The sequence below is a fragment of the Streptomyces sp. XD-27 genome, from assembly GCF_030553055.1.
In the GTDB taxonomy this organism is placed as follows: domain Bacteria; phylum Actinomycetota; class Actinomycetes; order Streptomycetales; family Streptomycetaceae; genus Streptomyces.
In genome coordinates, this window is record NZ_CP130713.1 from 4744274 (window position 1) to 4768010 (window position 23737).

Below are 23737 nucleotides of genomic sequence, written 5' to 3' on the forward strand. Positions count from 1 at the left end.
CCATGGGGTTCGTGGGGTGTGCGGAAGGGGGATATCCCACCGCCCGCGGGGACGGGCGATCGCCAGGCGCGACGGCCCGCCGGACAGCGGGAGCACCGCATGCCGGACAGGCGGTCCACCCGCGATCGGCAGGGCCTAGACTCCCGTGCGTACGGATCGTCGGACACACCTCGTATCGACGAACAGCAGGCCAGCAGGCAGACAGGGAGCGAGGGGCGACGTGCCGGAGGCGACGACCGTGCGCACCACGACGGGTGCCCACCATGTCCAGCTCGCGGCCGACTACTTCCACAGCTACTCGGTAGTCGGTCTGATGGGCGTCGTCGGCGTGCTCTTCGTCGCCATGGCCTTCGGCGCCGGACGGCTGCTGCGTCCGGTGGTGCCGACGCCGGAGAAACTGCTCACCTACGAGTGCGGCGTGGACCCGGTCGGCGAGGGCTGGGCGCACACCCAGATCCGCTACTACGTCTACGCCTTCCTGTACGTGATCTTCGCGGTGGACGCGATCTTCCTGTTCCCCTGGGCCACGGTGTTCGCCGCGCCGGGCTTCGGCGGGACGACGCTGGTGGAGATGTTCCTCTTCCTCGGCTTCCTCGCCGTCGGATTGCTGTATGCATGGAAGAAGGGCGTCCTCGCATGGACGTGAGCCCCATGAACCCCGTGAGTCCCGTGAACCCCGCGACACCGGCGACCCCCGTGCCGCCGTCGGCCCCCTCCGCGCCCGAGCTCCTGCCCGAGCCCAGGCGGCTCGGCGTGCTGTCCCGGCTCGCCCCCGAGCCGATGAAGGTCGTCCTCAACTGGGGACGCCGCTACAGCCTGTGGGTCTTCAACTTCGGCCTCGCCTGCTGCGCCATCGAGTTCATCGCGGCGTCGATGGCCCGCCACGACTTCATCCGGCTCGGCGTGATCCCCTTCGCGCCGGGGCCGCGCCAGGCGGACCTGATGATCGTCTCCGGTACGGTCACGGACAAGATGGCGCCCGCGGTGAAGCGGCTGTACGAGCAGATGCCCGAGCCCAAGTACGTGATCTCCTTCGGCGCCTGCTCCAACTGCGGCGGCCCCTACTGGGACTCGTACTCCGTCACCAAGGGTGTCGACCAGATCATCCCGGTCGACGTGTACGTTCCGGGCTGCCCGCCCCGGCCCGAGGCGCTGCTCCAGGGCATTCTCAAGCTCCAGGAGAAGATCGCGAACGAATCGCTGGGGCAGCGGTACGCGGCGCCGGGCGGCGGCCGTCCCTCCAGCGCGGCGCTGCGCAGCGGCCTGGTCGCGCCACCTCCGGCGCCGAGCGCTTCGGTGCCGGGTGCCTCGCTGCCGGGTGCTTCGCCGGGTACGCAGTCGGCGCCTTCTTCTAAGGAGGGCGAGCGATGAGCGCGCCTGAGGAGCGACCGGAGGGAACGGCCCGCGCTGCCACCGAGCCGGACGCGGGCGCGGCCGCCGCCCAGCCTGACGGTGCTGCCGGTGCGGCCGCCCCCGATGCGGACGGCGCGGTCGCCGCGCCGCCGGCCGTGGGCTGGCTGCCCGCGCCCGCCGAGGAGATCTTCGGCGAGGGCGCCACAGCCGAGGAGTCGTACGACCTGCTGACCGTCGACGTCCCCCCGAGCGCCTGGATCACCGCCCTGGAGGCGGCCCGCGACGGGCTCGGCTGCACCTACTTCGACTGGCTGAGCGCCGTCGACGAGCCCGGCACCGGCTTCCGCGTCGCCGCGCACGTGGTCGCGCTCGTGGAGCCGGGACCGGGGGCGGCGGCCGGCCGGGCCGCCGTACGCCGACTGCTCGTACGGACGACCGTGCCGCACGACGCGCCCGCGCTGCCCACCGCCACCGGCGTGTACGCGGGCGCGGCCTGGCACGAACGCGAGACGTACGAGATGTTCGGCGTCGCCTTCACCGACCACCCGCACCTCGTGCCGCTCCTGCTGCCCGAGGGCTTCGAAGGGCACCCGCTGCGCAAGGACTTCGTGCTGGCGGCGCGGGTCGCCAAGGCGTGGCCGGGGGCGAAGGAACCGGGCGAATCGGATCATGGCGGCCCCAAGCGGCGCCAGATGCTCCCGCCGGGTGTACCCGACCCGAACGAGTGGGGCCCGCTCAAGGGCCAGTTGCCGCCTGCCCCGGCGCGTCCGGCCCGTGCGGCCCGGGGCCCGCGGGCAGCGGGCGCGGCAGGAGCGGCGGGCCCGGCGGCGGCGGGCGAGCGCCCGGTACGCCGCGCGCGCAGCGCGAGCGCGGGATCGGCCAGCCAGCGGGCGGAGGCCGACGGCGCGGCGACCGCGGCGCCGGAGGCCGCTGCTGCTGGTGCCGCTGCTGCTGGTGCCGGTGCCGGTGCCGGGGCCCCGGCGGCGCCGCGCCGTGCACGCAGTGCGAGCGAGGGGTCCACGAGTCAGCGCGCGGGCGCCGAGCGGCCCGCGCGGCGGGCGCGCAGCGCGAGTGAGGGCTCGGCCGGTCAGCGGGCGGAGGGCACGGCCACGGCACCGGAGGCCGTCGCTCCGGAATCCGCGCCGGACACGACGCCGACGGAATCCGCGCCGGACACGACGCCGCCGGAGTCCGCCGCTCCGGACGCCGGTGCCGCTGCTGCGGAGACCGCCGGGACCGCCGTGCCGCGCGGTGCCGGCGAGGGCCCGGTGGGCCAGGCGGCGGACGCGGGCGCCCGGCGCCCGGCGGCGCCGCGCACGCGCTCGTCCGACGCGCCGTGGCACCACGCCCGCCCGGCGTTCGACGAGGGCGAGCCGAAGCCGGAGGCGAAGGACGCACCCCCCGCCGACGAGGCGAAACCCACGGAAGCGAGCGGCACGGGCGGCGACACCGCCGCTTCCGGCCCCGCCGAAGCGAGCGACACGGCCGAGGCCACCGGCCCCGGAACCGGTGACTCCGCCGCGACGGACGACGCGGCCGAGACAAGCCGCACCCCCGGGGACGCCGCTGGCGGCACCACCGGCACCGACCACGACACCACCCGGACCCACGACGGAGGCGACACGTGAACGACGTCCTCGACGTCGCGCTGCGACTGCTCGCCGTATTCCTCGTCTTCCTGGTGTTCCCACTGGTCGTCGGGCAGACCGAGCACAAGGTCATGGCCCACATGCAGGGCCGTCTCGGGCCGATGTACGCCGGCGGGTTCCACGGCTGGGCCCAGCTGGTCGCGGACGGGGTGAAGTTCGCGCAGAAGGAAGACGTCGTGCCCGCCGGGGCCGACCGGCGGATCTTCCAGCTCGCGCCCGCCATCGCGCTCCTGCCGTACCTCGTCGTGCTCGTCGCCATACCGATCGGCCCGGACAACGCCGTCGGCCAGTTCGTGGACGCGGGGATCTTCTTCGTCCTCGCCGTCATGGGCGTGGGCGTGCTCGGCTCGCTCATGGCCGGGTGGGCCTCGGCCAACAAGTTCTCGCTGCTCGGCGGTCTGCGGACGGCCGCGCAGCTCATGGCGTACGAGCTGCCGATGCTGCTCACCGCCGCCTCCGTGGCGATGGCGGCCGGTACGGTCTCGCTGCCCGGGATCCTCGACGCGTTCGAGTGGTGGTGGGTGCCCTGGCAGATCGTCGGCGGACTCGTGTTCTTCACCGCCGGGCTCGCCGAGCTCCAGCGCCCGCCGTTCGACGCGCCGATCGCCGACTCCGAGATCATCTTCGGCGCGTACACCGAGTACACGGGCCTGCGCTTCGCACTGTTCCTGCTCGCCGAGTACGCGGGCATCGTCGTGCTGTGCGCGCTGACCACGGTGCTCTTCCTCGGCGGCTGGCACGGCCCCTATCCCGACGGCCTGGGCTGGCTGTGGATGCTGCTGAAGACCGCCGTCCTGGCCTTCGTGGTCATCTGGCTCCGGGTGACCTACCCCCGGCTCCGCGAGGACCAGCTGCAGAAGTTCGCCTGGACCCTCCTCATCCCGCTCGCACTCGCCCAGATCGCCCTCACCGGCGTCGTCAAGGTGGTGATCTCCTGATGGGCATCCCCGGATCCGGCCTGGCCAAGGGCCTGGCCGTCACCCTGCGCACGATGACACGCAAGACGCAGACCGTGCAGTACCCGGACGTGCAGCCCGAACTGCCGCCGCGTACGCGCGGTGTGATCGGGCTGTTCGAGGAGAACTGCACCGTGTGCATGCTCTGCGCGCGCGAGTGCCCGGACTGGTGCATCTACATCGACTCCCACAAGGAGACGGTGCCGCCCGCCGCCCCCGGTGGGCGCGAGCGCAGCCGCAACGTGCTGGACCGCTTCGCCATCGACTTCTCGCTGTGCATGTACTGCGGTATCTGCATCGAGGTGTGCCCCTTCGACGCGCTGTTCTGGTCGCCGGAGTTCGAGTACGCCGAGACGGACATCCGCGACCTCACCCACGAGCGCGACAAGCTCCGCGAGTGGATGTGGACGGTGCCCGCGCCGCCCGCGCTGGACCCGGGTGCCGAGGAGCCCAAGGAGATCGCCGCGGCCCGCAAGGCAGCGGAGAAGCTGGCCGCCCAGGAGCAGGCCGCCGCTCAAGAGCAGGCCGCCGCCCAGGAGCAGGCCGCCGGGCAGCAGCAGGCCGCCGGGCAGCAGCAGGCCGCCGAACAGCCGCGGGAGGGCGACGCGTGACCCTCGCCGCCGCACATCACACCGCACAGCTTGCCGCCGCACAGCACGGCTTCCTCTCCCCGACCGGGGTGGAGATCGCCTTCCTCCTCGTCGCCGTCGCCACCTTCGGCGCGGCCGTCATCACCGTCACCACCAAGCAGCTGGTGCACGCCGCCCTCTGGCTCGTCGTGGCGCTCGGCGGACTCGCCGTGGAGTACCTCCTGCTCACAGCCGAGTTCATCGCCTGGGTGCAGGTGCTCATCTACGTCGGTTCCGTCGTGGTCCTCCTCCTGTTCGGGCTGATGCTGACCAAGGCCCCCATCGGCCGCTCCCCGGACGCCGACTCCGGCAACCGCTGGGCCGCGCTGGCGGTGGCCGTCGCCGCCGCGGCCACCCTGATCTGGGTGGTCGTGGACGCCTTCCGGTCCACCTGGATCAACGTCGAGGGCGCGGTGCAGGGTTCCACCGCGGTCACCGGCGAGAGCCTGTTCCGGCACTGGGTGCTGCCGTTCGAGGCGCTGTCGGTGCTGCTGCTCGCCGCCCTCGTCGGCGCCATCGTCCTGTCCCGTAAGACCGGCGAAGCCCGCAAGGCCGACGGAGCCCGCAGGGCCAACGAGGAGAAGCGCTGATGCACCTCGCCTACCCGGCCGTCCTCGCCGCCCTGCTCTTCTGCACCGGCCTGTACGGCGTCCTCGCCCGGCGCAACGCGATCCTGGTCCTGATGTCCGTCGAGCTGATGCTCAACGCCGTCAACCTCAACCTCGTCGCCTTCGACGTCTGGCTCCGCGACACCCTGCACGCCGGTCAGGCGCTCACCCTGTTCATCATCGCCATCGCCGCCGCCGAGATCGGCATCGGCCTGGCCATCGTCCTGCTCGTGTACCGCAACCGCGGCACGGCCGACGTCGACAAGCTCACCGACCTCGCCGAGGAGTCCGAAGCCGCGCGGGCGGCCGACGGCGACGGCGCGCAGGAGAAGGCGGAGGCCGCCGCGTGACGACCACGACCACCGCCGTCCTCGTTCCGCTGCTGCCCTTCCTCGGCGCCCTCGCGGGCCTGCTGCTGGGCCGCCGCGCCCCCGGCTTCGTACGGCCCCTGGCCGTGCTGCCGACCCTCGCCGCCGCCGCCCTCGCGGTCGTCGTCGCCGTACGGCAGGGCGGGGGAGCGGGGATCCACGCCGCCACCCGGCTCACGGACACCGGCTCGATCCCGATCGACCTCGCGCTGCACGTCGACGGCTTCGCCGCGCTGGTCGCGGTGCTGGTCGGAGTGGTCGCGACCTGCGTGCAGATCTACTCCACCGGCTATCTGCGCGACGACCCGCGCTACGCCTCGTACGCCGCGCTCGTCTCCCTCTTCACCTCCGCGATGCTGCTCGTCGTCTACTCCGACGACCTGATGGTGCTGCTGGTGGGCTGGGAGATCATGGGCATCTGCTCGTACTTCCTGGTCGGCCACTACTGGGAGACGGCGGCCGCCCGCTCCGCCTCCCTCAAGGCGTTCCTGGTCACCAAGCTCGGCGACGTACCGTTCCTGATCGGCATCTTCGCGCTCGCCGCCGACGCGGGCACGTTCCGGATCAGCACCATCTACACCCGGCTGACCTCCTCCGTCTCCGACTTCCAGCTCGACCACCCCACCCTCGTCGCGCTGCTGCTGCTGGCCGGGGTGGCGGGCAAGTCGGCGCAGTTCCCGCTGCACACCTGGCTGCCCGACGCGATGGCCGGCCCCACCCCCGTCTCCGCGCTGATCCACGCCGCCACCATGGTCGCGGCGGGCGTCTACTTCATCGCCCGGCTGCTGCCCGTCTTCGCCGCCTCCGCCGCCGCGCTCGTCGTGCTCGCGGTCGTCGCGGCCGTCACCATGGTCGGCTCGGCGCTCGCCGCGCTCGCCCAGGACGACATCAAACGCGTCCTCGCCTACTCGACCATCGGCCAGCTCGGCTACATGACCGGCGCCCTGGCCGTGGGCGACCGCGGCGCGGCCGTGTTCCACCTGATCAGCCACGGCGCGTTCAAGGCGCTGCTCTTCCTCGCCGCGGGCGTGATCATCCACGCGGCCGGTACGAACTCCCTGTCCGCGATGGCCCGGATGGGCGGCGTCGCCAAGAAGGCCCCCGACGCGTACTGGACGCTGACCATCGGCCTGCTGGCGCTCGCCGCGCTTCCCCCGTTCAGCGGCTTCTTCTCCAAGGAGGCCGTCCTCGGCGCCGCCGAGCACACCGCCCTCGGCCACGAGCACGGCGTCCCCGCCGGCGTCGGCTGGACCGTCCTGGTCGCCGGGCTCGCCACCGCCCTGCTCACCGCCGGGTACGCCGCCCGGCTGTGGCTGCTGGCCGGAGCGCCCGGCCGCCCCACCGGCACCGGCGCGCCCGCGGGCACCGCCGACATCGCCGGGGCCGCCGTCGCGCCCGAAGAGCCCCAGGCCGCGCACCCGGCCCGTATCCCGGTCGTCATGAACGCCGTGCTCTGGGTCCTCGCGGTCCCCGCCCTCGCCTCCGGCCTGCTCTTCGGCGTCCTTCCGGACTGGTTCGACGACCGCTCGCTCGCCCCCACCCTGGCCACCTCCGTCCTCGGCACCGGCCTCGCCCTGGTCGGCGCCCTCGTCACCTACGCGGCCTGGCGGCACACCACCGCCCTGGCCGCCCGTGCCCCGCTCGGCCCGGTCATCGTCCCGCCCGCCCGCGAGCCCGCCGTCACCGAGGCCGAGGCCATCGAGGAGCACGACGAGGTCTACGGAGCCGCGGCGCCGCCCGACCCCGCGGACCCCGGCCGCCTCCTGCTGGGCCCGCTGCACCGGCACGCCGCGACCGGCTTCCACCTCGACGCCGTGTACGCCGCGCTGTTCGTCCGCCCCGTGCGCGCCGCCGCCGGCCTGGTGCGGTTCCTCGACCGCGAGGTCGTCGACACCTACGTACGCGGCGCGGGCACCGCGCCCCGCCTGCTCGGCGCGGCCGTCCGCCGCGCCCAGACCGGCAATGTGCAGACCTACCTCAGCGCACTGCTCGCGGGATCCCTCGTCCTGGCCGTCGCCGCCGTCCTCGTCGCAGCCGGAGCCTGACCCGTGAACCACACCGCCATGCAGCTCCTCCTCGCGGCCCTCGTCGTGCTCCCCCTGCTCGGCGCCGTCGCCGCCCTGCTCCCCGCCCCGCCCGGGCTCAAGGGCCGCGACCCCGACCAGGCGGTGCTGCGGCACGGCGTCACCGTCACCGGCGCCGTACTGGCCGCGGCCATCGCGCTGGCCGTCGGCTTCGACCACGACGAGCCGTCCCGGATGCAGGCGCAGACCGACCTCAGCTGGATCCCGGCCCTGGACATCCGCATCCACCTCGGCGTGGACGGCGTCTCGCTCCCCCTCCTCGTGCTGACCGCACTGCTGACGTTCCTGTGCGCGCTCTACAGCTACAGCTCACCCCCAAGGGGCAGGGCACCAGCCCGAAGGCCTTCGTCGCCCTGCTGCTCGTCCTGGAGTCCGGCACCCTCGCGACCTTCGCCGTCCTCGACCTGATGCTGTTCTTCCTGGCGTTCGAGATGGTCCTCATCCCGATGTACTTCCTCATCAACCGCTGGGGCGGCGAGGACCGGGAGCGCGCCGCCTGGCGGTTCATCCTCTACACGCTGCTCGGCTCGGTCGTCATGCTGCTCGGCCTCCTCCTCGTCGGCATCAAGGGCGGCACCTTCGACATGGTGGCACTCGCCACTGACAACGGGGCCGGCCTCAGCCACACCACGCAGCTCATCGCGGTCCTCGCCATCGGCATCGGGCTCGCCGTGAAGGCCCCGATGTGGCCGCTGCACAGCTGGCTGCCGGACGCCCACACCGCCGCGCCGACCGTCGGCTCCGTCCTGCTGGCGGGCGTCCTGCTCAAGATGGGCACGTACGGTTTCGTACGGATCGTGCTGCCCATCGCGCCGGAGGGCGCGCACACCTTCGCCCCATACCTCGCGGCCTTCGCGGTCGTCGGCATCGTCTACGGGTCGCTCGCCTGCCTGGCCCTGGCCCGCACCGGCGCCAAGGGCGACCTCAAGCGGCTCATCGCGTACTCCTCGGTCGGCCACATGGGCTTCGTCCTGCTGGGCATCGCCACCCTCACCCCGACCGGCGTGAACGGCGCGCTGTTCGCCAACATCGCCCACGGACTCATCACCGGCCTGCTGTTCTTCCTGGTCGGCGCGGTGAAGGAGCGCTGCGGCAGCACGGACCTCGACCAGCTCGCGGGCCGCACCGGCGCCGCGCTCTACGGCCGCGCCCCGCGGCTGGGCGGGCTGCTGGTCTTCGGCGCCGTCGCCTCCCTCGGGCTGCCGGGGCTCGCCGGGTTCTGGGGCGAGATGCTCGCCATGTTCGGCGCGTACGAGCCGGCCGCGGGCCTCAGCCGCCCGGCGTTCCTCACCTACCTCGCCGTCGCCGCCTTCGGCACGCTGCTGACGGCCGCGTACATGCTCGTCGTCGTACGCCGTGTCTGCATGGGCGACCCGGACGGCATCGGGGCCACGGGCGGGGCGGTCTCCGGAGGTGCCGGAAGCGGCACGGCCCCGGCCCGCGCCCTGCCCGACGTACGCGGCCACGAGTTCGCCGCCTGGACCCCGCTCGTCGTCCTCACCGTCCTCGCCGGACTCTGGCCCGCGGCCCTGATCGGCCTCAGCGACCCGGCCGTGCAGCAGCTTCTCGCAGGAGGCCACTGATGACCGCAAGCACCGTCAGTGCCGCGAACCTCGTCCAGTCCGTCGACTGGCTCGCGATCGCCCCGCCCACCATCGCCGCCCTGGCCGGGCTGGTCGTCCTCGTCGCCGACCTGTTCCTGCCCGAGCGCAACAAGCCCCTCCTGGGCTGGATCTCGGTCGCGAGCCTGGTCCTGGCCGGGCTCGCGCTGCTGCCGCTGCTCGACGGCGACCGCCGGACCTTCTGCCTGACCACCAGCGGCGACGGCGACGTGTGCTCCTATGTGGCCGACGAGTTCACGCTCGCCATCCAGTTCCTGGTGCTCGGCGGAGCCCTGCTGACGGCCCTGCTGTCCATCAACCCCGTGGCCGATCTCAAGCTCCCCGCGGGCGAGTTCTGGTTCCTGCTGCTGTCGGCCGTCGCGGGCGCGATGCTCCTGCCCGCCTCCCGCGACCTCGCCACCCTGGTCGTCGCCCTCGAAGTGGCCTCGCTGCCCGCCTTCGCGCTGGTGGGCATGCGGCGCGGCGACCGCCTCGCCTCCGAGGCCGCGCTCAAGTTCTTCCTGTCGTCCGTGACCGCGACCGCCGTCACGCTGCTCGGCATCAGCTTCGTCTACGCCGCCACCGGCAGCATGCACCTCACCGAGGTCGCCGACGGGCTCACCCACGTCGACCCGCAACTGGAGACGCTCGCCCAGACCGGCGTCGCCCTGACCCTGGTCGGCTTCGCCTTCAAGACCGCGGCCGTGCCGTTCCACTTCTGGGTGCCCGACACCTATGTGGGCGCGCCGCTGCCCGTGGCCGCCTACCTGTCCGTCATCGGCAAGGCCGTCGGCTTCACCGGCCTCATCCTGGTCACCGTCATCGCCTTCCCGGCGTACGACGACGTATGGGGCCCCGCCATGGCGGTCCTCGCCGCCGTGACCATGACGGCGGGCAACGTCGCCGCCCTGCGCCAGCGCCCCGAGCGCGCGCACAGCGCCGTACGGCTGCTCGCGTGGTCCTCCGTCGGCCAGGCGGGCTATCTGCTGGTGCCGGTGGCGGCCGCCGGATACGCCGACAGCTCCGGCGAGGCGACGCACGCGATCGGCTCCACCGTGGCGTACGCGCTGATGTACGCGGCCGTGAACCTCGGCGCCTTCGCGGTCGCCGCCCTGGTGGCCCGTACGAGCGCGGCGAACCGGATCACCGACTACCGGGGCCTGTACGCGACCAGCCCGCTGGCCGCGCTCTCCCTCGGCTTCTTCCTGCTCTGCCTGGCGGGGCTGCCGCCGGGCATCATCGGCCTCTTCGCCAAGGTCACGGTGTTCTCCGTGGCGGTGGACGCCGGGCTGGGCTGGCTGGCCGTCGTCATGGCCGTCAACGTGGTGATCGCGCTCTACTACTACCTCCAGTGGACGGCGGTCCTCTTCCGGAGCCGTGAGGTGACGGAGGCGGGCGAGGAAGCGGCCGCCGGGGGAGCGGCCGCCCAGGTCGCCGCACGGCCGGGCATCCCCGCCCCCCTCACCTCCGCCATCGGCCTGGCGGCCGTCGCCGGCGTCGTCCTGTCCGGAGCCCCGCAGCTCATCCTGCGCTTCGCCTCGGGCACGCTCCTGTAACCCCTCGCCGGGGAACTCACACCGACGGCGTAATCGCACCCACAGTGCACAAGGGAACTGGTGCTCCTCGTCTGGCGTTGACCAGATCAGGAGGGTCCACTGGAAGGTGGATGGACCAGGCAAAGGGTTCCCCTGCCGCACCATTTGGAGGGCGTACCGTGCACCGTCGGCACAACGGGCTCAAGACGGCCGTACTCCTCGGGGGACTGTCCGCGCTCATCATCGTGGTCGGCAGTCTCTTCGGCCGTACGGGCCTCGTCATCGCGGTCCTGGTGGCGCTGGCCACCAACGCGTACGCCTACTGGAACAGCGACAAGCTGGCGCTGCGGGCCATGCGCGCCCGCCCGGTGAGCGAGTTCGAGGCCCCCCAGCTGTACCGCATGGTGCGCGAGCTCTCCACCGCCGCCCGCCAGCCCATGCCCCGGCTCTACATCTCGCCCACGGACGCGCCGAACGCCTTCGCCACCGGCCGCAACCCGCGCAACGCCGCCGTCTGCTGCACCGAGGGCATCCTGCGGATCCTCGACGACCGGGAGCTGCGCGGCGTCATCGGGCACGAACTGAGCCATGTCTACAACCGCGACATCCTGATCTCGTCGATCGCGGGCGCGCTCGCCTCCGTCGTGATGTTCCTGGTGAACTTCGCCTGGCTGATTCCCATAGGCCGCTCGGACGACGACGAGGGCCCCGGCATCTTCGGCATGCTGCTCATCATGATCCTCGGACCGCTCGCCGCGGCGCTCATCCAGATGGCCGTCAGCCGCTCGCGGGAGTACGAGGCCGATGCCTCCGGCGCCCAACTCACCGGGGACCCGCTGGCGCTGGCCAACGCCCTGCGCAAGCTGGAGGCCGGTACGAAGGCCCGACCACTGCCCCCCGAGCCCCGTCTGGAGACCGCCAGCCACATGATGATCGCCAACCCGTTCCGACCGGGCGCCGGCATGGCCCGGCTGTTCTCCACCCACCCGCCGATGGCCGAGCGCATCGCCCGGCTCGAGCAGATGGCGGGGCCCCGGCCGTGAAGACACTCCTCAACCTGATCTGGCTGGTCCTCTCGGGCTTCTGGATGGCGTGCGCCTACGTCGTCGCGGGGCTGATCCTCTGCATCACCGTCATCGGCATCCCGTTCGGCATCGCGGCCTTCCGTATCGCGGGCTTCGCGCTGTGGCCGTTCGGGCGTACGGCGGTGCCGCGGCGCGACGCGGGCGCGCCCTCCTGCGTCGGCAACGTCCTGTGGCTGCTGCTGGCGGGCTGGTGGCTTGCCCTCGGCCACGTCATCACGGGCCTCCTGCTCTGCGTCACGATCATCGGCATCCCGCTGGGACTGGCCAACTTCAAGCTGATACCGATCTCGCTGGCCCCACTGGGCCACGAGATCGTCAGCACCGGCGAGCGCTTCGGCAGCCGCTGACCGCGCACCGGTCCTCACGACCGCCAGGACCCCGCCAGGGGCTTCACCACCGCCAGGACCCCGCCGGCACGGGCCGACGGGGTCCTGGCGGTCGGCGGCGGCATCGCTCCGGCGCCGGTGTCGTCACCGGTAGTTGACGAACTGGACCGCGAAGTCGAGGTCCTTGCCCTTGATGAGGGCGATCACGGCCTGGAGGTCGTCCCGGCTCTTGGAGGTCACCCGCAGCTCGTCGCCCTGCACCTGCGCCTTGACGCCCTTCGGGCCCTCGTCGCGGATGATCTTGGCGACCTTCTTCGCGTTCTCCTGCGAGATGCCCTCCTGCAGCGTCGCGAAGATCTTGTACTCCTTACCGGAGGCCTGCGGCTCGCCCGCGTCCAGCGCCTTCAGCGAGATCCCCCGCTTGACCAGCTTGGACTGGAAGACATCGAGGATCGCCTTGACCCGCTCCTCGGAGTTGGCGCGCATCTCGATCCGCTCGCCCGACCATGCGATCGAGGCGCCGACGTTCTTGAAGTCGTAGCGCTGGGAGATCTCCCGGTCCGCCTGGTTGAGGGCGTTGTCGACCTCCTGCCGCTCGACCTTCGAGACGATGTCGAAACTGGAGTCGGCCATCTTGTAGTTGGCTCCTCGTGCGTAGATCGGTCAGGGGAGCGGCCCGCTACGGATGCGGCCCGCACCGCCAGCCTAGCCACCTCGGACCCGATCCCCCCGCGATCAACCCGGTGGCGAAGCACCCCCGGTCATCGGGTATGGTTTACGACGTCGCCAGGGAGTCCCGACGCAAGAACGGAGATCCTGGCGCGATATCCCAGGCGGTGTGCCCGAGTGGCCAATGGGAGCGGACTGTAAATCCGTCGGCTTAGCCTACCCAGGTTCGAATCCTGGCGCCGCCACAGGAACGCAAACGGCCCCTGGCCTGCGGAAACGCAGACCAGGGGCCGTTTTCGTATGGAGTCCTCGACCCCTCCGGTGACCGCCGCCCGTGAACGAGGCGCGGACGGCTCGGGACTGAACGGCCCGCGGCGTGGGCAGTGCGGAGGGGAGCCAGGCCGCGCCGGTGCGGCCCGGCCCCGGACCGCACCGGCGTGCGGCCCGGCCCCGGACCGAGAGGACCACCGAACGTGCCGACCTTCACGCCGCGTGCCCGCGTCGCCACCATCGCAGCCGCGTTCGTCCTTGCCGCTGCCGCGCCGGTCACCGCGTACGCCGCGCTGGACGAGGACCCGGCCCCGGCGAAGGCGGCCGTCGCCCCGCCGGGCAGGCCGTACATCGAGACGCGGCTGTTCTTCGGCACCGAGCGGCCGGACGGGGGGCCGACCGTCACGGACAAGCAGTTCCTCGACTTCGTGGACCGCGAGGTCACCCCGAGCTTCCCGGACGGGCTCACCATCCAGGACGGGCGCGGGCAGTGGCGGGACCGGAACGGGGCGATAGAGCGGGAGCGGTCCTACGAGCTGATCCTGCTCTACCCGGTCGCCGAGGCCCCGGTGCGGAATCCCCGGATCGAGCGCATCCGGAACGCGTACGAGCGCGAGTTCGCCCAGGACTCCGTGGCCCGTCTCGACGAGACGACCCGGGTGGACTTCTAGGCCCGCCGCCGCGCGGGGCACGGGCCGGGACAGCACGGCCTGCGCGCGGTACGGCAGAGCCGGGCCCGGGTACCCGCCCGGCCCGCGGATCCGCCTGGCCCGGCGGACTCGCCTGCCCCGTGCCCCGTGCCCCCATGACCGACCTCAGGCCGTCAGGCCACCCGCCACCCGCCACCCGCCGAGCCCGCTCCAGGGTGTCAGGCGGCCCGCCACCCGCCGAGCCGGCCGCAGGCCGTCAGGCGGCCCGCCACCTGCGCCGCGCCCGCCCGAGGGCGTCAGGCCCTCAGGCCGCCACCCGCGCCGCACCCACCCCAGGGCGTCAGGCCCTCAGGCCGCCACGATCGCGCGCACCGCGTCCGCCACCGGCTCCGCGCCCCCGATCAGCTCCAGCGTGCGGCCCGCCGTGCCGGGCTCCTCCAGCAGCGCGGCCAGGGTCGCGGCCACGTCGTCGCGTGAGACGTCGCCCCGCCCGGTGCGCTCGGCCAGCGCCACCCGCCCCCTGCCCGGGTCGTCCGTCAGCCGGCCCGGGCGCAGGACCGTCCAGTCCAGCCGCGGGCGGGACCGCACGTCCTCGTCCGCGGCGCCCTTCGCGCGCAGGTACGCGGTGAACACCGGGTCCGCGCCCTCCGGCGCGTCCGGGTCGGCCCCCATCGACGACACGATGAGGTACCGCCGTACACCGGCCTTCTCCGCCGCGTCCGCGACCAGCACGGCCGCCGCGTGGTCCACCGTCTGCTTCCGCTGCGCGCCGCTGCCCGGCCCGGCGCCCGCCGCGAAGACGACCGCGTCGGCGCCCTCCAGATGCCGCGCGACGTCCTCCACCGACGCCGTCTCCAGGTCGCACACGACCGGTTCGGCACCGGCCGCCAGCAGGGCGCCCGCCTGCTCCCGCCGCCGGATGATGCCCGCGACCTCGTCCCCGCGCCCGGCGAGCAGCCGCTCCAGCCGCAGCGCGATCTGACCGTGTCCTCCAGCGATGACAATGCGCATGATCCCGACCGTACGCGGTACAACCCCGGCCGCCACTCGTGAGTCTGCTCATACGACCAGACGACACGAGGAGTCCCCCATTAGCGCCGTACCCGCTCTCCGCACGACACTGACCGCTGCCGGGTGCGCCGCCGTGCTGGTCACCGGCGTCGCCGCGTGCGGCGTCATGGAGAAGATCTCCGCCGCCAACAAGCTGGAGAACGCCGCCGAGAAGCTCGGCGAGCGCAAGTCGCTCGCCGTGGAGTTCGACATCGACGCCTCCGCCGCGCAGCTCGTCGCGCTGTCGAAGAAGGGGCCCGACGCGGAACCGCTGGCGGCGGACGAGGCGAAGCTGATGGCCGGGCTGCGGGTGACCCTCGCGGTACAGGCCAGGAAGCCCATCGCCGAGGCGGGGGAGAAGGACATCGTCAGCACCCGGCTCGCGATCGCCGGGCCCGACGGCGACCTCGCCGAGTACCGGCTGATCGGCAAGACGGCCTACTACCGCGCCGACATCAAGGCACTCGCCGAGCTGAGCGGGCGGCCCGCGCCCTCCGCCGAGGAGATCGGCGGCATGCTCCCCGTGCTCCCCGGGAGCGCCGCCGACGGCATACGCACGATCCTCGACGGCGGGTGGATCAAGATCGACACCCGCAAGATGGAGTCCTTCACCGACGGCATGGAGAAGGCCCAGCGCGAGGCCGACGGGTCCGCCGGGGACGACGCGCCGTCCGGGCCCGGTGACGTCGACGCCGAGACCGGCGAGAAGGTGCTCAAGGCGATCAAGGGCGTGTTCAGCCGCGAGATCACGATCAAGGACGAGGGCAGCCGGGACGGGGCGACCCATCTGGTCGCCAGCGGTTCCGCGCGGACCCTGCTGACCGGTGTCGTGGGCGAACTGCGGCCGATCGTCAAGGACCTCCCGGGCGGCAGCCGCAGCCTGCCGACGGCCAAGGAGCTCAAGGAGCTGCCGGACAAGAAGGTCTCCATCGACTTCTCGGTCAAGAACGGCGAACTGGCCGGCGCCACCGCCGACATCGCGCCGCTCGTCGACGACTTCGACAAGGGCGACAAGCTGCCGCTGACGTTGACGTTCGGCGACGCCGGGAAGATCGGCGCACCCTCCGGCGCCACGGAGGTCGACTTCGACGACCTGCTGGGCCTGGCCCCGGACATGACACCCGAAGAAGCCATCAGCGGCGACAACTACACGATCGGTCCGGACCAGGCGGGCCACCCGGACGCGGGCGCGGGCGCGGACCGCGACCCCCTTCGGGGCATAGAGATCGATGGCGACGACCTGGAGTACGTGGACGTGGACGACCTGACCCGCGACGGCTCCTGACGGCCCATCGCCTGAACGCCCCTCAGGCGGCCCGTTACGAGGCGCCTGAGGCCGCCCGGCGTCCGACCCGGCCCCGCGGTGCTCAGCCGCCCACGGGGCCCGCGCCGCGGTGCTCAGCCGCCCGCGGGGCCCGCGCCGGCGCCGCCCGCCGTGCCCTCTCCCTCGCCGCCGTCCCCGCTCTTCGGACGCGTCTGCCGCGGCAGGTCCAGGGCCACCGCGACCGCCGAGTCGCAGTACTCCCGCACCGCGCTGGTCCGCGCCACGACCCGGCCCCGGTGCACCACGATCCGGCTGTACGCGAGCGACAGCACCCCCGCGATGCAGTCCCCCCGCACCGCCAGCAGCTCCGCGGGGAAGCCCGCCTCCACCCGCACCTCCGGCAGCCCCATCGCCGCCCGCGTCTGCGCGGACACCGCGGCATACGCCTCCTCCGGGCGCAGCTCCCCCCACGAGGCCAGCAGGAACGCGGCCTCCAGCGGGTCGCCGCGCCCCACCGGGTTCGCGGCGTCCCGCAGCGCGCCGCTGCCCGCCGCGACCCGTACCCCCGCCGCGCGCAGCAGCCGGACCGGTGCGCAGCGCGCCTCGCCCGCGCCGCGCGGGCCCGGCTCCTCCAGGCCGCCGCAGTCGCCCTGCGGCAGGCACACGACCGTGACGTCCCCCGCCGCCAGCTGGTCCGCGACACGCGCCGCGATCTGGTGCGGCAGTCGGCCCAGGCCCCCGCACGGGCCGATGGTGACGCCGGTCCGCAGGCCCCCCGCCATGGCGGCGAGCCGGGCCAGCCGCGCCGGGTCGGCGCCGTCGGTGTGCAGGTCGACGGCGCAGCCGTGCTCGGCGGCGATCTCCAGTACGGCCTCGACGTGACCGGCCGGGTCCGGGTCGAGGTCGGGGCAGCCGCCGATGACCGTCGCGCCCGCCCGCACCGCGTCCCGCAGCATCGCCAGCTCGTCCGCGCCCGCCGCGCCGGTCAGCACCCTGGGGACGGCCACCGCGGTCAGGTCGGCCAGCCCGCGCAGCGCCTGGCGGGCCTGGAGCACCGCTTCGAGGGAGCGCAGCCCGTGCACGTCGCCGATCCGGACGTGGGTGCGCAGCGCCGTCGCCCCGTGGCCCAGCTGGAGCAGCGCCGCCTCGGTGGTGCGGCGCTGGATGTCCGTGGGGGAGTCCGGCAGCGGGCCGTCGGCGTCCGCGGTGAGCGCGGTGTCGCAGTGGGCGTGCGGCTCGGCGGGGGCGGGCAGCAGCAGATAGCCCTTGAGGTCCACTCGCGGGCCGAACGAGGTGAGGCTGCCCGCCGTGCCGACGGCCTCGATACGGCCGCTGCTGAGGCGTACGTCCACCGTGCGGCCGTCGGCGAGCCGGGCGCCGCCCAGCACCAGCACACCGTTCTCGGGGGCCGTGCCGTCGCTCCGGGAGGGCGGGCGCGGGCGCTGTGGCTGTGGCTGGCTGTCAGGCATCGCGCTCCTGGATTTCGCGGGCGTACGCGGAGCGCGGGGGTGGCGCTGGCGGCGCATACGCAGCCAAGATCACTCAGTGTTCCCCGAGCCTAGGGCGCGGCGGGGGCGGCTTCGAGGAGGAGCCGAATAGTCGTACCGGTGTGGTGCGCGGGACGGGAGAAGGTCCCTGTTGGGGGCGGCGGCATACGGATTTCACCTTCGGCGGCCGACCGTGTAATGTCTTCATCGCTCGCCCCAATAGCTCAGTCGGCAGAGCGTCTCCATGGTAAGGAGAAGGTCTACGGTTCGATTCCGTATTGGGGCTCTGATGTGAGTTGGTTTCCCGCCCGGTTCGCCGGGCGGGGGATCAGATCGCATCGCAGCGGTGTAGCTCAGTCGGTAGAGCAAGCGGCTCATAATCGCTGTGTCACCGGTTCAAGTCCGGTCACCGCTACTGACAGTAGCCGATTGCGGGCTCGGTCCTTCGATCGGCTACTCTTTTCTGCGTTAACCCATCCGTTCGTCAAGGAGCACTCACGTGGCTGCCACCGACGTCCGCCCGAAGATCACGCTGGCCTGCGTGGAGTGCAAGGAGCGGAACTACATCACCAAGAAGAACCGGCGCAACGACCCGGATCGTCTTGAGATGAAGAAGCACTGCCCGCGTTGCAAGGCGCACACCGCGCACCGCGAGACGCGATAAACCAGTCTCATCCACGAGGCCGTCCCCGACCGGGGGCGGCCTCGTGGTGTTGTGGGCTCGGGTCTGGGCGCCGCCTGCCGCCCGCGGCCGGTACATCATGCTTTCATCGCACAGCAGGACCCGTTTCCCAGGAGGTGCCGAGCCGATGGCGCTCGACCATTCGTACATCGGGCGGACGTACCCGCCCTCCCGGTCTTACGACGTCGGCCGGGAGAAGATCCGCGAATTCGCCGAGGCGATCGGCGACCCGAACCCGGTCTACAGCGACCCGGAGGCGGCCCGGGCGTGCGGCCACCCCGATGTGATCGCCCCGCCGACGTTCCCGTTCGCGATCACGACCAAGGTGGCCTGGGTGGTCGTCGACGACCCCGAACTGGGTCTGGACTACAGCCGTGTCGTCCACGGAGACCAGCGGTTCGTCTACACCCGCCCGATCCACGCCGGTGACCGGCTCGCCGTCACCGCCACCATCGAGGACATCAAGACCCTCGCGGGCAACGACGTCCTGCTGGTCCGCAACGACCTGCACGACGAGAGCGGCGAGCACGTCGTGACGGCCTACGTGAAGCTGGTGGCGCGAGCCGCCGAGGGGGAGTGACTACCAGATGACGGCCAAGGTCTCCTACGACGACGTCGAGGTCGGCACCGAGCTCCCGGCCCGCTCCTTCCCCGTGAACCGCGCCACACTCGTCGCGTACGCGGGCGCCTCCGGCGACTTCAACCCGATCCACTGGAACGAGAAGTTCGCCAAGGAGGTCGGTCTGCCGGACGTCATCGCGCACGGCATGTTCACCATGGCGTCGGCGATCCGGGTGGTGACCGACTGGACCGGTGACCCGGGCGCGGTCGTGGACTACGGCGTGCGCTTCACCCGGCCCGTCGTGGTGCCCAACGACGACAAGGGCGCGGTCGTCGAGGTCAGCGCCAAGGTCGCGGCGAAGCTGGACGACGAAGCCCGTACGGTCCGGGTGGACCTCACGGTGACCAGCGAGGGCAAGAAGGTGCTGGGCCAGTCCCGCGCCGTCGTCGCCCTCGCCTGACGCGGACGCCGGGCCGGGCAGGTGACCGGAGCCGGGCCGGACGCCCGCCCGAATCCCGGCCCCGCCCGCGCCCTCTCGTACTCTTGAGCGCGTGCAGGAACTCCATGACGCCCCGCTCGCCCCGCTGACGACCTTCCGGCTCGGCGGCCCGGCCACCCGACTGATCACGGCGACCACCGACGACGAGGTGATCGCCGCGGTGCGCGAGGCCGACGAATCCGCCACCCCGCTGCTGGTCATCGGCGGCGGCAGCAACCTCGTCATCTCCGACAAGGGCTTCGAGGGCACGGCGCTGCGCATCGCCACCCGCGGGGTGCTTCTCGAGGGCACCCGGCTGGAGCTGGCCGCGGGCGAGAACTGGTCGGACGCGGTGGCCCGCGCGGTGGACGCCGGGCTGGCGGGCATCGAGTGCCTGGCCGGCATCCCCGGCTCTGCCGGTGCCACCCCGATCCAGAACGTCGGCGCGTACGGCCAGGAGGTGGCCGACACCGTCACCGAGGTCGTCGCCTACGACCGCCGGGCCGGCGAGGTCGTGGTGATCCCGAACGCCGACTGCGGGTTCTCCTACCGGCACAGCCGCTTCAAGGCCGCCCCTGACCGCTACGTCGTGCTGCGGGTCCGGTTCCGGCTGGAGGACGCGGGCGGGCTGTCCGCGCCGATCAGGTACCCGGAGACCGCGCGCGTGCTCGGCGTCGAGGCCGGCGACCGGGTACCGGCGGCGGTCGCCCGCGAGACCGTGCTGAGGCTCCGCGCGGGCAAGGGCATGGTGCTCGACCCGGAGGACCACGACACCTGGTCCGCGGGCTCCTTCTTCACCAACCCGATCCTGACCCGGGACGAGTACGCCGCGTTCGTCACGCGGGTCGCCGGCCACCTCGGCCCGGACGCCACCGCGCCGGCCTTCCCCGCGGGGGACGGGCTGACCAAGACCTCCGCCGCCTGGCTGATCGACAAGGCGGGCTTCACCAAGGGCTACGGCACCGGCCCGGCCCGCATCTCCACCAAGCACACCCTCGCCCTGACCAACCGCGGCGAGGCCACCACCGAGGACCTGCTCGCGCTGGCCCGGGAGGTCGTCGCGGGCGTGGAGTCGGTCTTCGGCGTCACCCTGGTCAACGAGCCGGTGACGGTCGGCGTCAGCCTCTGAGCCCTTCGGGCTCGCCTTGGCGGGAACGGCGCGGCCCGGTGACGGCGGCGCGTGGCGTCACCCTCCCTGCCGGGCGGCGGCCGCCGGGTGTCCGTCCGCCGCCAGCCACGCGTCCACGTCCGCCAGCAGCTCCGCACGGACCTCCTCCGGGGCGGCGGATCCGCGGACCGACTGCCGGGCCAGCTCGGCCAGCTCCTCGTCGGTGAAGCCGTGGTGCTCGCGCGCCAGCTCGTACTGGGCGGCCAGCCGGGAGCCGAAGAGCAGCGGGTCGTCCGCGCCCAGCGCTATCGGCACGCCCGCCTCGAACAGCGTGCGCAGCGGCACGTCCGCGGGCTTCTCGTACACGCCGAGCGCCACGTTGGACGACGGGCACACCTCGCAGGTCACCCCGCGGTCGGCCAGCTTGCGCAGCAGCCGCGGGTCCTCGGCGGCCCGTACGCCGTGCCCCACCCGGGACGCCTCCAGATCGTCCAGGCAGTCCCGGACGCTGCTGGGCCCCGACAGCTCCCCGCCGTGCGGGGCGGCCAGCAGACCCCCCTCGCGGGCGATGGCGAAGGCGCGGTCGAAGTCGCGGGCCATGCCGCGCCGCTCGTCGTTGGAGAGCCCGAAGCCGACGACGCCGCGGTCGTGGAAGCGCACCGCGAGCCGGGCCAGTGTCCGCGCGTCCAGCGGGTGCTTCACCCGGTTGGCCGCGACCAGCACCCGTATCCCGATCCCGGTGTCCCTCGCGGCGGCCTCCACCGCGTCCAGGATGATCTCCATCGCCGGGATCAGCCCGCCCAGCCGGGGGGCGTACGAGGTCGGGTCGACCTGGATCTCCAGCCACCGGGAGCCGTCCGCCGCGTCCTCCTCGGCCGCCTCCCGCACCAGCCGCTGGATGTCCTCCGCCTCCCGCAGGCAGGACCGCGCGATGTCGTACAGCCGCTGGAAGCGGAACCAGCCCCGCTCGTCGGTGGCGCGCAGCTTGGGCGGCTCGCCGCCGCTCAGCGCCTCCGGCAGGTGTACGCCGTACTTGTCGGCGAGCTCCAGCAGCGTGTCGGGCCGCATCGACCCGGTGAAGTGCAGATGCAGATGAGCCTTGGGCAGCAGGCGCAGATCTCGGGTGACGGAGGCATTTCCAGGGGACCGCAACATTCCCAGATCTTGCCGCATCAGGGCCGTGGGCCGGTAGCTCTTTCCCTGGACGGGCGGTTCCTCGCGCGCGCATACGAACCGCCCTCCCGGGCGGGACCGGCGGGAGGAACCCGGTGAAACGCGTGGGCCCCGGCCGGTGGCCGGGGCCCTGCGCTACGGGGCGCGCCTACACACGGCCCCCCGCCGGGCGACCGAAGGGAGCTACCGCGCCTCGCCCAGCAGCTTCTGGATCCGGGAGACGCCCTCGACCAGGTCCTCGTCCCCGAGCGCGTAGGACAGCCGCAGGTACCCCGGCGTACCGAACGCCTCGCCCGGCACCACCGCGACCTCGGCCTCCTCCAGGATCAGCTCGGCCAGCTCGACCGAGCTCTGCGGCCGCTTGCCCCGGATCTCCTTGCCGAGCAGCCCCTTCACCGACGGGTACGCGTAGAACGCGCCCTCCGGCTCCGGGCACTCCACGCCCGCGATCTCGTTCAGCATGCGCACGATCGTGCGGCGGCGCCGGTCGAAGGCGGTCCGCATCTCCGCGACCGCGTCCAGCTCGCCGGAGACCGCCGCGATCGCCGCGCGCTGGGCGACGTTGGAGACGTTGGAGGTGGCGTGCGACTGGAGGTTGGTGGCGGCCTTGACCACGTCCTTCGGGCCGATGATCCACCCGACGCGCCAGCCGGTCATCGCGTAGGTCTTCGCCACGCCGTTGACCACGACGCACTTGTCGCGCAGCTCGGGGAAGAGCGCCGGGAGCGACACGGCCGCGGCGTCGCCGTAGACCAGGTGCTCGTAGATCTCGTCGGTGAGCACCCACAGGCCGTGCTCGACGGCCCAGTGGCCGATCGCCTCGGTCTCGGCCTCGGTGTAGACCGCGCCGGTCGGGTTGTTCGGCGAGACGAACAGCACGACCTTGGTCCGCTCGGTGCGGGCCGCCTCCAGCTGCTCGACCGACACGCGGTAGCCGGTGGTCTCGTCGGCGACGACCTCCACGGGCACGCCGCCCGCGAGCCGGATCGACTCGGGGTAGGTGGTCCAGTACGGGGCCGGGACGATGACCTCGTCACCCGGGTCGAGGATCGCGGCGAACGCCTCGTAGATGGCCTGCTTGCCGCCGTTGGTGACCAGGATCTGGGAGGTGTCGACCTCGTAGCCGGAGTCGCGCAGCGTCTTGGCGGCGATGGCGGCCTTCAGCTCGGGGAGGCCGCCCGCCGGCGTGTAGCGGTGGTTCTTCGGGTCGCGGCACGCCTCGACGGCGGCGTCGACGATGTATCCGGGAGTCGGGAAGTCCGGCTCGCCCGCGCCGAAGCCGATGACCGGTCGCCCGGCGGCCTTGAGGGCCTTGGCCTTGGCGTCGACGGCGAGCGTGGCGGATTCGGAGATCGCACCGACCCGGGCCGACACCCGGCGGTCGGTGGGGGCGGAGGCAGAAGGAGTGGCAGCGCTCATGAGGGCATCGTCCCATCCCCGCGGGAGGCCCGGCACAGGGGTTTCACAGGTCGGTCGACACGTCTTTCACGGGTCGGAAACACATCACGTTCGACGCCCGGCCGATCAGCACGTACACTCAACCGTCGTTGGCCTCCTGACAGAGCCGCCCGCCTCGCACACTCCGTGCTGCCGGTCGGATGCGGTAAGTTGGGGGAAGTCACAAAGGGTCGTAGCTCAATTGGTAGAGCACCGGTCTCCAAAACCGGCGGTTGGGGGTTCAAGTCCCTCCGGCCCTGCTTCACGCATCGATATCAGGGTGCGTGCGCGCGTACGAATATGCACCGCTGTGCGGCCGGGCTGGACGCGGCACGGCCACGACCCGGATTCAGGTGAGGACGAGTGACGGAAGCCCTTGGCTCCACCGCGACGCCTGAAAGCGGTCGTCCCGACGATGAGGTGGCGGCCAAGAAGGCTCGTCGCGGAGGGAAGCGCGGGAAGAAGGGGCCGTTCGGCCGTCTCGCACTCTTCTACCGCCAGGTCGTGGCGGAGCTGCGCAAGGTTGTCTGGCCCACACGCAGCCAGTTGACGACGTACACCACTGTGGTGATCGTCTTTGTTGTCATCATGATCGGTCTCGTCACCGTGATTGACTATGGATTCAGTCAGGCCGTCAAGTACGTCTTCGGCTGATCCCGCGCGAGGGCGGCTCGGTGACGAGCTGCCCCTTCCGCACGTTCCACCCCTCAGTT

General features: G+C 72.6%; 23 protein-coding genes, 4 tRNA genes and 1 pseudogene. 23 read left to right on the plus strand and 5 right to left on the minus strand.

What is annotated here, in order from left to right:
- Positions 1-220: 220 nt before the first annotated feature.
- From Q3Y56_RS20490 to Q3Y56_RS20545, 12 genes and pseudogenes are all read left to right on the plus strand, one after another.
- A complete protein-coding gene (locus tag Q3Y56_RS20490) occupies positions 221-646 on the plus strand; it encodes an NADH-quinone oxidoreductase subunit A (RefSeq protein WP_304463331.1) in 426 nt (141 codons plus the stop codon).
- Complete coding sequence (locus Q3Y56_RS20495) at positions 637-1371, plus strand: NADH-quinone oxidoreductase subunit B (protein ID WP_304463332.1); 735 nt, start codon at positions 637-639, stop codon at positions 1369-1371. The genes Q3Y56_RS20490 and Q3Y56_RS20495 overlap by 10 nt, the downstream gene beginning before the upstream one ends.
- Positions 1368-2981 carry an NADH-quinone oxidoreductase subunit C gene (locus Q3Y56_RS20500; RefSeq protein WP_304463333.1) on the plus strand — a complete coding sequence of 538 codons (1614 nt, stop codon included), beginning with the start codon at positions 1368-1370 and terminating at the stop codon, positions 2979-2981. Before Q3Y56_RS20495 ends, Q3Y56_RS20500 begins: the two co-directional genes overlap by 4 nt.
- Entirely contained in the window at positions 2978-3940 is a 963-nt protein-coding gene (locus Q3Y56_RS20505) for a complex I subunit 1 family protein (RefSeq protein ID WP_304463334.1), read from the plus strand. Before Q3Y56_RS20500 ends, Q3Y56_RS20505 begins: the two co-directional genes overlap by 4 nt.
- Entirely contained in the window at positions 3937-4569 is a 633-nt protein-coding gene (locus Q3Y56_RS20510) for an NADH-quinone oxidoreductase subunit I (RefSeq protein WP_304465705.1), read from the plus strand. The genes Q3Y56_RS20505 and Q3Y56_RS20510 overlap by 4 nt, the downstream gene beginning before the upstream one ends.
- Positions 4566-5177 carry an NADH-quinone oxidoreductase subunit J gene (locus Q3Y56_RS20515; protein ID WP_304463335.1) on the plus strand — a complete coding sequence of 204 codons (612 nt, stop codon included), beginning with the start codon at positions 4566-4568 and terminating at the stop codon, positions 5175-5177. Before Q3Y56_RS20510 ends, Q3Y56_RS20515 begins: the two co-directional genes overlap by 4 nt.
- Positions 5177-5545, plus strand: a complete 369-nt coding sequence (gene nuoK, locus Q3Y56_RS20520; protein WP_304463336.1) for an NADH-quinone oxidoreductase subunit NuoK — start codon at positions 5177-5179, stop codon at positions 5543-5545. The genes Q3Y56_RS20515 and nuoK overlap by 1 nt, the downstream gene beginning before the upstream one ends.
- Complete coding sequence (locus tag Q3Y56_RS20525) at positions 5542-7608, plus strand: NADH-quinone oxidoreductase subunit L (RefSeq protein WP_304463337.1); 2067 nt, start codon at positions 5542-5544, stop codon at positions 7606-7608. Before nuoK ends, Q3Y56_RS20525 begins: the two co-directional genes overlap by 4 nt.
- Positions 7609-7626: 18 nt before the next feature.
- Positions 7627-9230: pseudogene (locus tag Q3Y56_RS20530) on the plus strand (NuoM family protein).
- Positions 9230-10804: an NADH-quinone oxidoreductase subunit N gene (locus Q3Y56_RS20535; protein WP_304463338.1), complete on the plus strand. Its 1575-nt coding sequence runs from the start codon at positions 9230-9232 to the stop codon at positions 10802-10804. Before Q3Y56_RS20530 ends, Q3Y56_RS20535 begins: the two are co-directional and overlap by 1 nt.
- 158 nt (positions 10805-10962) lie before the next feature.
- Entirely contained in the window at positions 10963-11826 is an 864-nt protein-coding gene (htpX, locus tag Q3Y56_RS20540; RefSeq protein WP_304463339.1) for a zinc metalloprotease HtpX, read from the plus strand.
- Positions 11823-12215 (plus strand): YccF domain-containing protein, encoded by a 393-nt coding sequence (locus Q3Y56_RS20545; protein WP_304463340.1) that lies wholly within the window; start codon positions 11823-11825, stop codon positions 12213-12215. The genes htpX and Q3Y56_RS20545 overlap by 4 nt, the downstream gene beginning before the upstream one ends.
- A gap of 123 nt (positions 12216-12338) precedes the next feature.
- Here Q3Y56_RS20545 and Q3Y56_RS20550 read toward each other — a convergent pair whose 3' ends face one another.
- Positions 12339-12827, minus strand: a complete 489-nt coding sequence (locus Q3Y56_RS20550) for a YajQ family cyclic di-GMP-binding protein (RefSeq protein ID WP_304463341.1) — start codon at positions 12825-12827, stop codon at positions 12339-12341.
- A gap of 199 nt (positions 12828-13026) precedes the next feature.
- Here Q3Y56_RS20550 and Q3Y56_RS20555 point away from each other — a divergent pair.
- Both Q3Y56_RS20555 and Q3Y56_RS20560 read left to right on the plus strand, forming a co-directional pair.
- Positions 13027-13108, plus strand: a tRNA-Tyr gene (locus tag Q3Y56_RS20555).
- Positions 13109-13336: 228 nt separating this feature from the next.
- Positions 13337-13804 (plus strand): DUF3574 domain-containing protein, encoded by a 468-nt coding sequence (locus Q3Y56_RS20560; RefSeq protein WP_304463342.1) that lies wholly within the window; start codon positions 13337-13339, stop codon positions 13802-13804.
- Positions 13805-14131: 327 nt separating this feature from the next.
- Here Q3Y56_RS20560 and Q3Y56_RS20565 read toward each other — a convergent pair whose 3' ends face one another.
- A complete protein-coding gene (locus tag Q3Y56_RS20565; RefSeq protein WP_304463343.1) occupies positions 14132-14794 on the minus strand; it encodes an NAD(P)H-binding protein in 663 nt (220 codons plus the stop codon).
- A gap of 133 nt (positions 14795-14927) precedes the next feature.
- Between Q3Y56_RS20565 and Q3Y56_RS20570 the strand changes: the two genes are divergently transcribed.
- Complete coding sequence (locus Q3Y56_RS20570; RefSeq protein ID WP_304463344.1) at positions 14928-16118, plus strand: hypothetical protein; 1191 nt, start codon at positions 14928-14930, stop codon at positions 16116-16118.
- A gap of 113 nt (positions 16119-16231) precedes the next feature.
- On the opposite strand, the gene Q3Y56_RS20575 is transcribed toward Q3Y56_RS20570, so the two are convergent.
- Positions 16232-17566 (minus strand): amidohydrolase family protein, encoded by a 1335-nt coding sequence (locus Q3Y56_RS20575; protein WP_304463345.1) that lies wholly within the window; start codon positions 17564-17566, stop codon positions 16232-16234.
- A gap of 231 nt (positions 17567-17797) precedes the next feature.
- On the opposite strand from Q3Y56_RS20575, the gene Q3Y56_RS20580 reads away from it, so the two are divergent.
- The 6 genes from Q3Y56_RS20580 (at position 17798) to Q3Y56_RS20605 (ending at position 20435) form a co-directional block, all read left to right on the plus strand.
- Positions 17798-17870, plus strand: a tRNA-Thr gene (locus Q3Y56_RS20580).
- A gap of 56 nt (positions 17871-17926) precedes the next feature.
- Positions 17927-17999, plus strand: a tRNA-Met gene (locus tag Q3Y56_RS20585).
- Between the two features lie 84 nt (positions 18000-18083).
- On the plus strand, positions 18084-18248 hold the full coding sequence (gene rpmG, locus Q3Y56_RS20590; protein WP_087927546.1) for a 50S ribosomal protein L33: 165 nt from the start codon (positions 18084-18086) through the stop codon (positions 18246-18248).
- A 145-nt stretch (positions 18249-18393) separates the two neighbouring features.
- Positions 18394-18846, plus strand: coding sequence for a MaoC family dehydratase N-terminal domain-containing protein (locus tag Q3Y56_RS20595; protein ID WP_304463346.1), 453 nt, complete (start codon positions 18394-18396; stop codon positions 18844-18846).
- 7 nt (positions 18847-18853) lie between these two features.
- Positions 18854-19288 (plus strand): MaoC family dehydratase, encoded by a 435-nt coding sequence (locus Q3Y56_RS20600; protein ID WP_304463347.1) that lies wholly within the window; start codon positions 18854-18856, stop codon positions 19286-19288.
- 91 nt (positions 19289-19379) lie between these two features.
- Complete coding sequence (locus Q3Y56_RS20605) at positions 19380-20435, plus strand: UDP-N-acetylmuramate dehydrogenase (RefSeq protein WP_304463348.1); 1056 nt, start codon at positions 19380-19382, stop codon at positions 20433-20435.
- 57 nt (positions 20436-20492) lie between these two features.
- Here Q3Y56_RS20605 and Q3Y56_RS20610 read toward each other — a convergent pair whose 3' ends face one another.
- Both Q3Y56_RS20610 and Q3Y56_RS20615 read right to left on the minus strand, forming a co-directional pair.
- The gene (locus tag Q3Y56_RS20610) at positions 20493-21569 is read right to left on the minus strand and encodes an adenosine deaminase (RefSeq protein ID WP_304463349.1); all 1077 of its coding nucleotides are present in this window, start codon (positions 21567-21569) and stop codon (positions 20493-20495) included.
- Between the two features lie 201 nt (positions 21570-21770).
- The gene (locus tag Q3Y56_RS20615) at positions 21771-23006 is read right to left on the minus strand and encodes a pyridoxal phosphate-dependent aminotransferase (protein ID WP_304463350.1); all 1236 of its coding nucleotides are present in this window, start codon (positions 23004-23006) and stop codon (positions 21771-21773) included.
- Between the two features lie 205 nt (positions 23007-23211).
- Between Q3Y56_RS20615 and Q3Y56_RS20620 the strand changes: the two genes are divergently transcribed.
- Both Q3Y56_RS20620 and secE read left to right on the plus strand, forming a co-directional pair.
- Positions 23212-23284: transfer RNA gene (locus tag Q3Y56_RS20620), tRNA-Trp, on the plus strand.
- Positions 23285-23387: 103 nt separating this feature from the next.
- Positions 23388-23678, plus strand: coding sequence for a preprotein translocase subunit SecE (secE, locus tag Q3Y56_RS20625; RefSeq protein WP_304463351.1), 291 nt, complete (start codon positions 23388-23390; stop codon positions 23676-23678).
- Positions 23679-23737 lie beyond the last annotated feature (59 nt).

Bases quoted from the DNA above. Each gene is read 5' to 3' on its own strand.
- Q3Y56_RS20495 (WP_304463332.1), top strand. From the start codon at position 637: ATGGACGTGAGCCCCATGAACCCCGTGAGTCCCGTGAACCCCGCGACA.
- Q3Y56_RS20500 (WP_304463333.1), top strand. From the start codon at position 1,368: ATGAGCGCGCCTGAGGAGCGACCGGAGGGAACGGCCCGCGCTGCCACC.
- nuoK (WP_304463336.1), top strand. From the start codon at position 5,177: ATGCACCTCGCCTACCCGGCCGTCCTCGCCGCCCTGCTCTTCTGCACC.
- Q3Y56_RS20535 (WP_304463338.1), top strand. From the start codon at position 9,230: ATGACCGCAAGCACCGTCAGTGCCGCGAACCTCGTCCAGTCCGTCGAC.
- Q3Y56_RS20550 (WP_304463341.1), bottom strand. From the start codon at position 12,827: ATGGCCGACTCCAGTTTCGACATCGTCTCGAAGGTCGAGCGGCAGGAG.
- Q3Y56_RS20565 (WP_304463343.1), bottom strand. From the start codon at position 14,794: ATGCGCATTGTCATCGCTGGAGGACACGGTCAGATCGCGCTGCGGCTG.
- Q3Y56_RS20575 (WP_304463345.1), bottom strand. From the start codon at position 17,566: ATGCCTGACAGCCAGCCACAGCCACAGCGCCCGCGCCCGCCCTCCCGG.
- Q3Y56_RS20595 (WP_304463346.1), top strand. From the start codon at position 18,394: ATGGCGCTCGACCATTCGTACATCGGGCGGACGTACCCGCCCTCCCGG.
- Q3Y56_RS20600 (WP_304463347.1), top strand. From the start codon at position 18,854: ATGACGGCCAAGGTCTCCTACGACGACGTCGAGGTCGGCACCGAGCTC.
- Q3Y56_RS20610 (WP_304463349.1), bottom strand. From the start codon at position 21,569: ATGTTGCGGTCCCCTGGAAATGCCTCCGTCACCCGAGATCTGCGCCTG.
- Q3Y56_RS20615 (WP_304463350.1), bottom strand. From the start codon at position 23,006: ATGAGCGCTGCCACTCCTTCTGCCTCCGCCCCCACCGACCGCCGGGTG.